11 protein-coding genes and 1 rRNA gene are annotated in these 12,241 nt (G+C 40.1%); 11 read left to right on the plus strand and 1 reads right to left on the minus strand.

Annotated features, from left to right (window positions below; all coding sequences use genetic code 11):
• Positions 1 to 4: 4 nt before the first annotated feature.
• The 8 genes from rrf to hisC all read left to right on the plus strand — a co-directional run bounded on the left by rrf (position 5) and on the right by hisC (position 7,365).
• Positions 5 to 119, plus strand: a 5S ribosomal RNA gene (gene rrf, locus FTU58_RS04980).
• Positions 120 to 338: 219 nt separating this feature from the next.
• Positions 339 to 1,793 carry an RNA polymerase factor sigma-54 gene (locus FTU58_RS04985; protein WP_154320393.1) on the plus strand — a complete coding sequence of 485 codons (1,455 nt, stop codon included), beginning with the start codon at positions 339 to 341 and terminating at the stop codon, positions 1,791 to 1,793.
• Positions 1,794 to 1,959: 166 nt separating this feature from the next.
• Complete coding sequence (gene hpf, locus FTU58_RS04990; RefSeq protein ID WP_004975196.1) at positions 1,960 to 2,292, plus strand: ribosome hibernation-promoting factor, HPF/YfiA family; 333 nt, start codon at positions 1,960 to 1,962, stop codon at positions 2,290 to 2,292.
• Positions 2,293 to 2,430: 138 nt separating this feature from the next.
• Positions 2,431 to 2,682: a BolA family iron metabolism protein IbaG gene (ibaG, locus tag FTU58_RS04995; protein WP_004975198.1), complete on the plus strand. Its 252-nt coding sequence runs from the start codon at positions 2,431 to 2,433 to the stop codon at positions 2,680 to 2,682.
• Between the two features lie 7 nt (positions 2,683 to 2,689).
• Positions 2,690 to 3,946, plus strand: a complete 1,257-nt coding sequence (gene murA / locus FTU58_RS05000; RefSeq protein ID WP_180062156.1) for a UDP-N-acetylglucosamine 1-carboxyvinyltransferase — start codon at positions 2,690 to 2,692, stop codon at positions 3,944 to 3,946.
• Complete coding sequence (gene hisG / locus FTU58_RS05005) at positions 3,946 to 4,650, plus strand: ATP phosphoribosyltransferase (RefSeq protein WP_004975201.1); 705 nt, start codon at positions 3,946 to 3,948, stop codon at positions 4,648 to 4,650. Before murA ends, hisG begins: the two co-directional genes overlap by 1 nt.
• Before the next feature lie 186 nt (positions 4,651 to 4,836).
• Positions 4,837 to 6,141, plus strand: coding sequence for a histidinol dehydrogenase (gene hisD / locus FTU58_RS05010; RefSeq protein WP_026438434.1), 1,305 nt, complete (start codon positions 4,837 to 4,839; stop codon positions 6,139 to 6,141).
• A 135-nt stretch (positions 6,142 to 6,276) separates the two neighbouring features.
• Positions 6,277 to 7,365, plus strand: a complete 1,089-nt coding sequence (gene hisC, locus FTU58_RS05015; RefSeq protein WP_131261923.1) for a histidinol-phosphate transaminase — start codon at positions 6,277 to 6,279, stop codon at positions 7,363 to 7,365.
• 66 nt (positions 7,366 to 7,431) lie between these two features.
• On the opposite strand, the gene pabB is transcribed toward hisC, so the two are convergent.
• Complete coding sequence (pabB, locus tag FTU58_RS05020; protein WP_180062157.1) at positions 7,432 to 8,772, minus strand: aminodeoxychorismate synthase component I; 1,341 nt, start codon at positions 8,770 to 8,772, stop codon at positions 7,432 to 7,434.
• 255 nt (positions 8,773 to 9,027) lie between these two features.
• Here pabB and FTU58_RS05025 point away from each other — a divergent pair, with 255 nt between their 5' ends.
• From FTU58_RS05025 to FTU58_RS05035, 3 genes are all read left to right on the plus strand, one after another.
• Positions 9,028 to 10,029, plus strand: a complete 1,002-nt coding sequence (locus tag FTU58_RS05025; RefSeq protein ID WP_180062158.1) for a DUF6160 family protein — start codon at positions 9,028 to 9,030, stop codon at positions 10,027 to 10,029.
• 192 nt (positions 10,030 to 10,221) lie between these two features.
• Positions 10,222 to 11,055, plus strand: a complete 834-nt coding sequence (locus FTU58_RS05030; protein WP_180062159.1) for a C39 family peptidase — start codon at positions 10,222 to 10,224, stop codon at positions 11,053 to 11,055.
• 45 nt (positions 11,056 to 11,100) lie between these two features.
• On the plus strand, positions 11,101 to 12,231 hold the full coding sequence (locus FTU58_RS05035) for a hypothetical protein (RefSeq protein ID WP_179996580.1): 1,131 nt from the start codon (positions 11,101 to 11,103) through the stop codon (positions 12,229 to 12,231).
• Positions 12,232 to 12,241: the final 10 nt, after the last annotated feature.

Below are 12,241 nucleotides of genomic sequence, written 5' to 3' on the forward strand. Positions count from 1 at the left end.
TTGTGCTGGCGACCATAGCAAGAGTGAACCACCTGATCCCTTCCCGAACTCAGAAGTGAAACCTCTTCGCGCTGATGGTAGTGTGGGGTTACCCATGTGAGAGTAAGTCATCGCCAGCTCATTATTCAAACACCCTCAACTAGCGTTGGGGGTGTTTTTTTATGCAAGAGAGAAAATAAAGTTAGAAAAACAATAATAAATTGAATAGAACTTCTGATTAAAATCTTTATGTCTTTTGATAAATCTGTGCTATACCTAATAAAACGGCATAGAAATTGCTTATCAAAAACTTATATATTAAGTTGTTGAAAAACATAAATTTAAAAGAGTGGGTGAAAATGAAGTTATCGGTTGGATTAAAAGTTGCAAACTCCTTGTCACTGACACCGCAGTTACAACAAGCCATTCGTTTGCTTCAACTTTCGAGCTTGGAACTTGAACAAGAAGTTCAAATTCAGTTGGACAGTAATCCCTTATTAGAAAAAGTCGAAGAACAAAGTAGTGTCGAAAGTTTATCCACCTTAGAAGAGCAAGAGCATGATCAAAAGGATTTGACTAAAGAATTAAATGCAGATCATCTACCGAATGACTTGCCTGTCGATACAGACTGGGATGATGTGTACACTCATTTACCCACGAGTTTGGGAGCAGCGGAATATGAAGAGCGCGAGGATAATCGTCAGGGACATTTAGGTTTAAAAGAGCACATGATGCAACAAATCAATCTGTTGCATTTTTCTCAAGTCGAGCAGCTCATTGCCTACTGTATTGTCGATGCTTTGGATGACAATGGTTTCTTGGATTGTGAAATATCTGAAATCACTACATCTGTGCAACATTTATTGATCTCCATGGAATACGAAGATGAAGTTGAAGACGATGAAGTTTTGGTCGTTTTGAAACATATTCAGCGTTTAGAGCCGATTGGTATTGGTTCGCGTAATTTGGCGGAATGTTTATCTATTCAGCTTGAAAGTTTGGCTACAGATGTGCCTTATCGGCAGGAAGCACTGCAACTCTTGCAGCATTATGAGTTATTAATTTCGAATGATTTAGCCAAGTTAATTAAGCAAACGGGTTTAAGCGCAGATCAGCTACAGCATGCAGTGGCTTTATTAAAAACCTTGAAAGCGCATCCTGGTACAGCATTTGAAGATCAGGAGTCAGATTATCAAATTCCAGATGTAGTGGTCAGTAAAAAGCAGGACCATTGGCAGGTGCAGCTGAATCCTGATGTTGTACCGAAGCTTAGAATCAATTCATTTTATGCCAATATGATTAAACGCGCAGATCAAAGCGAAGACAATCAATATTTGCGCAATCAAATGTTGGATGCAAAAAACTTTATTAAAAGTGTCGATGAGCGTCATAAAACTTTATTAAAAGTCGCAACCTGCATTGTGCAACATCAACGTGAATTTTTAGAAATTGGTGCTGAAGGAATGAAACCGTTGATTTTGCGTGATGTTGCCGATGAGGTGGAGTTGCATGAATCTACAGTTTCACGGGTGACCACTAATAAATATATGTTAACTCCACGTGGTTTATTTGAATTGAAATATTTCTTTTCAAGTCATGTTGGAACAAGTTCAGGTGGAGAAGCATCCTCAACTGCGATTCGCGCCAAGATAAAAAAATTAATTGCAGAGGAAAATCCACGTAAACCTTTGTCAGACAACACAATTGCAAACCTTCTTAAGGAAGAGGGAATTGATGTAGCACGCCGAACAGTTGCGAAATATCGTGAGTCATTAAATATTCCGTCATCTTCTGAACGAAAAGTCTTGATCTAATTTTTAAAATCGGTCTATTCTAAGGATTCATTATGACCAAATAATGAATCTTTTTTGAAGGAATAGTTAGACATGATTTAAAGTGACCGCTACAGTGATCTGTTATTTGGCAATCAATCATGTGAACTATGCCTTCCTAATCCTAATGAAGGTGAGGGATAGAATTATGCAAATAACAATTCGTGGACATCACTTAGCTATCACCCCTGCAATTGAAGAAAATATTCGACTTAAATTTGCACAAATGACCAAACATCTGGATCAGGTCAATAGTATGCAGGTGAAATTAAGTAAAGATCATCAAATCGATAAACATTCTAAAAAAGGTAGCGCCAATCATATTGCAGAAGCGATTATTCGTTTACCTGGAACGGAGCTTTTTGCGCAGGCTAGTGCAGATGATATGTATACTTCAATTAAGATGATGACAGAAAAATTAAAACGTCAGTTAGAGAAACATCGGAAGATGCAGTTGGATTATCAGCCTTTAGCCATCTAGTTAAAATGTGATTTAAAAAGAGGTTTTGGATAAACCTCTTTTTTTATTGCGATAATGTATAGGATTAATGAATTATTTTTTCTATTTATAGTAAAATGACAGGTTTTTACACCGTTGGTCCTATAAGAGGTCTTTGTGATGAATAGTGAACAGCTCACTGAAATTTTAAAAGCTGCTTTTCCAGAGGCTGAAGTTGCTGTAAGTGGGCAAGGCGGCAAGTTTGATCTTCGTATTGTAGATAATCAGTTTGAAGGTAAGCGTCCTGTTGCTCGTCAACAAGCAGTGTATGCACCATTGAATAGCTATATTGCCAGCGGTGAAGTTCATGCGGTTACAATTCGTGCAATGACACAAGAAGAATGGCGTAAAGCAAGCTTATTTGGAGCTTAATAATTTAATGGATAAATTTTTAATTCAGGGCGGTAATAAGCTCGAAGGTGAAGTGCGTATTTCTGGTGCAAAAAATGCAGCCTTGCCACTTCTTGCTGCAATGATTCTTGCAGAAACGCCAATTACATTGAAAAATGTTCCAAATTTAAAAGATGTAAATACCTTGGTGAAGTTGATCGCAGGCTTGGGCATTAAAATGTCTTATGAAGGCGATACAGTCATTGCAGATACCTCAACGTTGGACAACCAATTTGCACCTTATGAATTGGTAAAAACCATGCGTGCCTCTATTTTGGTGCTTGGCCCATTGGTTGCGCGCTATGGTAGTGCAAAAGTATCTTTGCCAGGGGGGTGTGCAATAGGCTCACGTCCTGTCGATCAACATCTTAAAGCACTTGAAGCTTTAGGCGCAGAAATTGAAGTTGAAAATGGCTATGTAAATGCCAAAGTCAATGGTCGCCTTAAAGGTGGCGAAGTGGTCTTTGATATGGTCACTGTTGGCGGTACAGAAAACATTCTCATGGCTGCGGTATTGGCAGATGGTGTTACCACTATTCGTAATGCTGCACGTGAACCTGAAATTACCGACCTTGCGCAAATGCTCATCACAATGGGCGCTAAAATTGAAGGTTTAGACACCGATACTTTAGTGGTTACAGGTGTTGAACACTTGCATGGTTGTGAGTATTCAGTAGTTGCTGACCGTATCGAAACAGGTTCTTATTTGGCTGCAGCTGCAATTACGGGCGGTAAAATCAGAACCACACATACCGATCCTGCCTTGCTAGAATCTGTGTTAGATAAGTTTGAAGAAATGGGTGCGGAAGTCACACGTGGCGATGACTGGATTGAACTGGACATGATGGGCAAGCGCCCTAAAGCCGTGAGTTTCAGAACTTTACCACATCCTGAATTTCCAACAGACATGCAAGCACAGTTAATGGCGGTGAATGCGATTGGACGCGGTTTTGCTACCATTTCGGAAACTATTTTTGAAAACCGTTTTATGCATGTCCCTGAGTTGTCACGTATGGGTGCCAATATTCAGGTAGAAGGCAATGATGCGGTGGTGACAGGCGTAGAAAAACTTTCTGCTGCACCTGTTATGGCAACTGATTTACGTGCCTCATTCTCGTTGGTGTTAGCAGCATTGGCGGCAGAAGGCGAAACATTGATTGACCGTATTTATCATATTGATCGCGGTTATGAAAATGTAGAACAAAAGTTACAAGGTTTAGGCGCCCAAATTAAGCGAGTAAATTGATGAATGACATGAGAAACGATGATCCAAATTTTGACGTCATGGGCAATTTTGATCATGGTTTAACTTTGGCATTAAGTAAGGGGCGAATTTTAAAAGAAACTTTGCCTTTATTAGAAACTGCGGGAATTAATTTACTGGAAGATCCAGATAAATCACGTAAGTTGATTTTCCCAACCACACATAAACAAGTGCGTATTTTAATTTTACGTGCCTCTGATGTACCAACTTATGTTGAAAATGGTGCGGCAGATATTGGGGTTGCGGGTAAAGACGTGCTGATGGAGCATGGCGCTCAAAATGTATATGAGCCGCTGGATCTGAAAATTGCCAATTGTAAATTAATGACTGCGGGCAAAGTTGGTATGCAGCGTCCAAAAGGTCGTTTAAAAATTGCCACTAAATATGTGAATTTGACCCGTCAATATTATGCCAGCTTAGGTGAGCAGGTTGATGTCATTAAACTCTATGGCTCAATGGAATTAGCACCATTGGTCGGTTTGGGTGATTACATTGTCGATGTGGTTGATACAGGTAATACTTTACGTGCCAACGGTTTAGAGCCGCTAGAAGAAATCTGTAAAGTATCTTCACGTTTAATTGTCAATAAAGCCAGTTTTAAGCGCAAGCAAGATTTGCTCAATCCAATTTTGGCACAACTTGAAAAAGCTGTGGCAGAACGAGAGTTGGCAAAACAATCTGCTTAACTTTGTATCCATCATCCTGCCTTCTCAAAAAACCGTCATTTAATGGCGGTTTTTTTATGTTCGTGCATGATTCTGTTCTTGAATGATTTCGAACGTGAATTTCCATCAAAACATACTGCTTTCGCCATGTATAGATTCCCACAAAGCCTTAGAAACAAGGTAAACTAAACTTTTCTATCAAACCTTGTGGGTAAATTGATGCGACGTTTATCGACTCAAGATCAAAGCTTTAAACAAGCCTTTGCAGACTTGTTGGCTTTTGAAACTGTCAGTGATCCTGAACTTTTAAAAACTGTAGATCAAATTATTGCTGATGTGCGTCAGCACGGTGATGCTCAGGTTCTTAAACTCACTCAACAGTTCGATCGACATCCAGCGCATCAATTTTCAGAACTTGAGTTAAGTCAGGAACAACTGAAAGCCGCATTTGATGCTTTAGATAACGAAGTTCGTGAAGCTTTGGAATTGGCTGCTGTACGTATTCGTGAATTTCACCAAGCGCAAAAGCAGGATGGCTGGACTTATGTTGATGCTTTGGGCAATACACTTGGGCAAAAAGTCACGCCATTAGATCGCGTTGGTATTTATGTACCAGGTGGTTTGGCATCTTATCCATCTTCTGTGCTCATGAATGCCGTGCCTGCGCATGTTGCTGGTGTACCTGAAATTATTATGGTGGTACCTGCACCGAATGGTGAACTCAATCCATTGGTTTTAGCGGCTGCATATTTAGCAGGAGTCACTCGTGTATTTACCATTGGTGGAGCGCAAGCCGTTGCTGCGTTGGCTTATGGTACAGAAACCATCCCATCGGTAGATAAAATTACGGGGCCGGGTAACCGCTTTGTGGCGGCTGCAAAACGTGCTGTGTTTGGTCAGGTCGGCATTGATATGATTGCTGGGCCATCCGAAATTTTGGTTTATGCCGAAGGTGAAAATAATCCTGAATGGTTGGCGATGGATTTACTTTCCCAAGCCGAGCACGACACGGTTGCACAATCTATTTTTATTACACCAGATGCGCAATTGCTGAATCAGGTTGAACAAGCGATTGAACAGCACTTGGCGAATTTGCCTAAAGCTGAAATTGCCCGCACTTCTATTGCAAATCGTGGTGCATTGATCTTAGTCAAAGATCGTCAAGAGGCGATTGAATTGATCAACCAAGTTGCGCCCGAACACTTGGAGTTGTGTATGGATGATCCACAAGTGATGGCAGAAGAAATTCGTCATGCGGGTGCGATCTTTATGGGGCGCTATACACCAGAAGCGATTGGTGATTATTGTGCAGGGCCAAACCACGTATTACCAACGTCGGGTACAGCACGTTTTTCATCGCCATTGGGTGTTTACGATTTCCAAAAACGCTCAAGTCTGATTATGTGTTCAGCTGAGGGCGTGAAAAGTTTGGCGAAAACCGCTGATATTTTAGCGCAGCAGGAAAATCTGGATGCGCATGCACGATCAGCACGTTATCGTTATCAATCATAAATAGCACTACAACCTCTCCCTGACCCTCTCCTAATAAAGAGAGGGGAATTTAAACCACACAAATTTTGTGTCTTTAGTAATGAAAATTCCTCTCCCTTTGGGAGAGGTTAGGAGAGGGTTTAAAGAGAATACAAAATGAATATCACAGCAGAACAAATGCGTTTTTGGAGCCCTGAAGTACGTGAGCTAGAGCCTTATGTACCGGGTGAGCAGCCAAAAATTCAAAATTTATTAAAATTGAATACCAATGAAAACCCGTATCCACCTTCGCCTAAAGTGGTGGAAGCGGTGCAAAAGGTTTTAGAAAACTCGGCAGATGCACTGCGTTTATATCCAGATCCAGATGCGTCTGAGCTTAAGCAAGCCATTGCGAAACAGCAAAATGTAGCTGTTGGAAATGTCTTTGTTGGCAATGGTTCAGATGAAGTCCTTGCACATATTTTTAAGGCTTTTTTTGTTCAGGAACAGCCGTTACTGTATCCGGATATCACCTATAGTTTTTACCCTGTATATAGTCAATTTTTTGGGGTAAAAACTAAAATTTTGCCTTTAAATGATGATTTTGAAATTGTAGTTGATGACTATAAGCAAGCCAATGGTGGCATTATCATCACCAATCCGAATGCACCGACCAGTATTGCTTTAGGTTTAAGCGCTATTGAAGAAATTTTACAGGCCAATCCAAATTCAGTGGTCGTGATTGATGAGGCTTATGTCGATTTTGGTGCAGAGTCTGCAGTGAAATTGGTGGAAAAGTACGAGAATCTAGTGGTGTGTCAAACCACCTCTAAATCACGTTCTTTGGCAGGTTTACGTGTTGGTTTTGCGATTGCGCAACCGCATTTAATTGCCGCACTGGAAGCCGTGAAAAATAGTTTTAACTCCTATCCAATGGATCGTTTTGCGATTGCAGCAGCGGTGGCATCTTTTCAAGATCAGGCGTATTTTGAAGCACAATGCCAAAAAGTTATTGCAAGCCGTGAGAAATTGGTGACGGATTTAACGAGCTTGGGCTTTAAGATATTGCCATCACACGCCAACTTTATTTTTGCATCACATCCTCAACAGGATGCGGGTGAATTAGCTGCAGCATTACGTGAACGCGGTATTATTGTGCGTTATTTTAATAAACCACGCATCAATCAATATTTGCGCATTACTATTGGTACAGATGATCAAAATCAACGCTTAGTAGATACTTTAAAATACGATATTTTGGCTTAATTGTTAAAATATCGTAGAGGCGAGTGAAGCATTGAATTCACTCGCTTTTTTTGTTTTTGCGACATGCTATTGCGCAGGTTTGTACCAGCGGTTCAATAAGTCCAACATCGCTGAAACCTTGTCAAAACATTCTTGATATTCTGCTTCACAAACAGATGCAATCGTGACGCCACCACCAGCCCATAATGAAACATCTTGCTGATATTTCTGAATAGAACGGATCAGGATATTCCAAGAACCCGTTCCATCGGCATCAAAATAACCCATAGAGCCGCAATAGGCGCCACGTGCTGCACCTTCGAGTTCATCTATAATTTGCATGGCACGAATTTTCGGTGCGCCTGTAATTGACCCACCTGGCAAGGCAGACATCAACACATCAAAAGGATTCATCTCGGCTTTTAGTGTTGCGGTCACTTCACTGACCATGTGATGCACTTGGTTAAAAGACTCAATATTGAATAACTTTGGCGTTTTGACGCTGCCAGTTTCGGCATAAACACTTAAATCATTACGTAATAAATCCACAATCATCACATTTTCAGCCTGATCTTTTTTAGATTCACTTAATTGTTGTTTCGATTGTCGGTCTAATTCAGGATCGCCATAACGTGGCATCGTGCCCTTAATAGGTTTTGTGGTAATTTTTCGATTTTCCTCAAAATCGATAAAGAGTTCGGGCGAACAACTTAAAATTTCAAAATCACCAATACGTAAATAACCTGCATAAGGTGCATTGGTCAGTTGCCAAAACTGAGCTGCAGTCTCTAAAAGTTGACCTTGAGCCTCAGCGCTAAACTCTTGCGTAAGATTAATTTGATAACAATCTCCTGCCACTATATAGTCTTGAACATGTTGAAAGGCGCGTTGGTAATCTGTGAAATTCCAGCGGGCTTGACACTTTTGGCTTAATTGGAACTGTTCAATTATGGTTGATTGAGTATATAAATTTAAAATAAAATCAAAGATTTGAGTAGCAGCATCGTCTGAACTATAAAAATACCAGCCATCAGTTTCTTGCTGTAAATAGCTTTTAAATTGACCTAAAAAAATACTTGGCTGGGGGCGAGACTGCGTATTGATGTGTTGCTGTGCTGCTGCATCATACGAAACAAACCCCATTACACTGCAAAATGGGGCGGTGTCAGCATCTTCTAAAGCACCGAGATGAGCTGTTAAATCTAATTGAGTTGGACTTAATTCATATTGATCCAATGCCGTTTTTTGAAAGTAAAAATGTTGATGGTTTTGCTGCACACAATAGCGTTCAGCCAAAAAAGCAATACGTGCCTTTCCATTATTTTGCAAATAAATACAATGTGAAAGTGCTGCCAAAGCTTGCAAAATTCTTGCAGCCTTATATTCAGGTTCACAGAATAATTTTTTAAAATGAGTAGGATAGGACATAAAGCGTAAACAGCTGAGAGATTTTAAAAGGCTATTTTACATGATTGCAGCAGATAAAAAGCAAATAACCGTTTGTCGGTAAGATGTGGATTGCGACCAACAGCAGTTGAACAAAAAATAACTCAGATATACCTTTGTATGTGCAAACCGGCTACTCAAGGAATGTGTGTCAGTGTTGTCCTCATCAAATAAAAACACAATCACTGGCACTGAGTGGTAAAACCAAAAAAATAATACTCTCGGGAGAGTAACAAGATGAAAAAATTTACTAAACTTGCTTTGGTATCATCAATCGCGTTAACAACAAATGCAATGGCAATGCAGGCAATGGACGATACTGCATTAAGCGCAACTACTGGTCAAGATGGTTTAAGCATCGGGATTGGTATTTCTAAAATCGAAATCGAAAAACTTTTAATCCATGATAATGATGGTTTGGCTGCAAAAGGTGCTGCTGGTGACCTAGGTTTTGGTGGTACTGGAGATGCTGGTGCGATTGTAATTAAAGCTAATGGAAAAGGAAAAACAGCTACAAATGGTGTAGTCATTGAAGCTAATATGTCTGATACATCTGATCCGACAAAGTACTTACTAGCCACTCATAACTTAGCAGACTTGGTGATCGATACTGATGCGGGTGTAGGTGGTAGTAATAGCGCATTTATTAACGTAGCAGCTCAAGTATCTGGTCTGGAAATTAATATCGGTGAAATTGGTGTAACTGCTTCGGGCAAGCAAGGTGTTGATAATAATGCTGGTTCAATTCGTCGTGGTGGTGTTGATACTAATTATAACGCAATCCTATCTGGCTTAACTTTAAGAACAGGTAAAATGGATGCTAATATTCAATTGGGTGCAGCGCCACAAGGGGCAATGATTAAACTTGATACCACAATGGTGGGTGGTTTGGAAATTGCAAACTTGGGTATTTTGGATAATTCGACGAAAACAGCTACACGTGCTGCAGGTGAAATCTTTATTGAAAGCATTAAGCTTGCAGATGCAGGCTTGACAGACTTAACATTAAAGCAAGATATTAGTATCATAGGTAAAGACGATGCTAGCAATGGTTATATTCAGATCATCAGCCATGGTGGTGCTAAAGATAACTATGTAAAAGGTATCAAATTGGGTAGCCGTGATGCTGCTTCGATTGGTGATATGGAAGTTCAAGGCTTACAAACTTATTACGGTGGTAATACATTGCAACCTGCTGGTTATACACAAGGTGCAAAAATCACCATTTCTGGTCACTAATTTAAAAACTGAAAAAGCGCGTGAATTCACGCGCTTTTTTTTACAAATAAACTGATGAGTTCGCAAAAAAATAAAGAAAGCTCTTTTTTTTTTCTATAAAACGAGTATCTTTCTAAATACAAGGAAGTAGAGTGAAAACTCTAAAATAAAAATATTAGGCAGGTATTGCCGAGAACTAAAAAGTAAAAATATATGTTAGAGATCGCTTTGGGCTCGGCATTGATCTATTACGCTGCCACACAAGCCTTTGATTTAAAAGAACAGCATCCTGAAACTGTGCGTTACACAGAAACTTTGGATTCTAGAAATAATTCCTTTACCCGTATGCACAGAGAGCCTGTGCAAATTAAACCTGCTTTAGAAGATCAATTTCGCGGAATTGTGCGCCAAGCCTATGACTACAGTTGTGGTTCTGCAGCTTTAACAACCTTGCTGAATGGTTATGTAGGAACACAATTAAACGAGCAACAAACCATGAGTGGCTTGCTGCGTTATGGAGAATACGACCGAATTATTGAACGTCGTAGTTTTTCATTGTTAGATATGAAGCGCTTTGTTGCTGCTTTAGGGCTAGAGAGTGGGGGGTATCGTGGTGAATTTGAAGATTTAGTCAAGCAAGGGCAGCCTGCAATCGTACCAATTTCTTATGCAGGTTTTAAACATTTTGTGGTGTATAAAGCCTATAAAAATGGGCGGGTTTATGTGGCTGACCCAGCTTTGGGTAATATTAGTTTTGATGAAGAACGATTTAAGGACGTTTGGGAAAATAACACCCTGTTCTTAATTAATGTAGCACCTCAGCATCGACAAAATATGTTGGCATTACATGAAAAAGATTTACGTCATGTGGAAGATGCAACAGTGAATCGTTATGCCTTTGTTGATATTCAATATCCACAATTTGCGATGGAAAAAATAGCCGATAAAGCATCGACAATACGTCTGGAACGTAATGTAAATAAAGATTCTGATAATTATGGACAGTACGAGCATCGTTTTTTAAGACTCTACTATAAAAACAAGTAATTAGTTGTTCACGAAATACAAAAATAAAAATGGAAGGGGTAAATCATGGATCGTAAATGGATGAATAAAACCTTATTGGCACTCAGTATTCAAATGGTATTTGGGGTGGCTTATGCCGCAGAGGAGCCGCAATTAGGGGAATATGAAACCACAACTGAACAGGCAGAAGTATCAGATACAGCAGCATCAACTGCAGATACAAGTGCTGAAACAAATAGTGCGGTTGTCGCTGCAAATGGTGCACAAGCAGCATCATCTGCTTTGCAACAGCAAGAGGGCGATGCAACCAAAGAGGCGAATTTAGAAGAAGTATTTACCTCGAATGAGCGGCAATACTCGCTCATGAAAAAAGGTGATATTTCATCTTATTATGATATTGATTATACCTATCATCGTGATACGCAGCTCGACCTTGAAATGGCTCAAGGTCAGTTGTATCAGCTTCGTGTGCAAGAAAATGCGTCCCACGCATTAACTAACACCTTCACCGCACAATATGGTTTGCGTGACAATTTAACTTTATCTGCTTCTGTACCATTGGTTGCAAAGTCAGACTTGTTAAAAGATGCCACGGCAGCAGGCTTGGGGGATATTTCTTTAGGTGCACGTTGGGAGCCATTCCCATTAAAAGCGGGGCGTTTACCTTTAATTTTATTCGCAAATTTATCGACCAAAACGGGGGATAGTCCTTACGAGATTAATCCTGTTAAAGATTTATCAACAGGTAAGGGTTACTACTCTGCAGGCATCGGTGCAAGTACGCGTAAATATATTGACCCTGTTGTATTGTTTGCTTCTGCTTCAGCCAACTATGGTTTTAAAGAAAGCGGTCTCAATCAAATTCGCGGTAGACGTATAATTGAAGAATTTGAGCCAGGGATTAGTGGTGGTTTTGCTTTTGGTTTTGCATATTCGTTTAACTACGATGTGTCGATGACCATGTCTTATCAGCAGAGCTTCAATACTGGTTCTGAGTTTTTTTATGAAGGAGGTGAAAGCTATTCGCCTGCAGACCAAACCAGTGCGACTTTAGCTATTTCATTAGGCGTGCGCGTTTCGCCTGAAACCATTGTGAATGGTACGGTAGGAATCGGTCTGACCGAAGACGCGCCAGACGTATCACTTGGTTTGTCATTCCCACTGGATATTCTCGGTTTCGGTAAAAAAATTCGCTAAGAGGCTAGTC

Source organism: Acinetobacter sp. YH12120 (assembly GCF_013418795.1).
In the GTDB taxonomy this organism is placed as follows: domain Bacteria; phylum Pseudomonadota; class Gammaproteobacteria; order Pseudomonadales; family Moraxellaceae; genus Acinetobacter; species Acinetobacter towneri.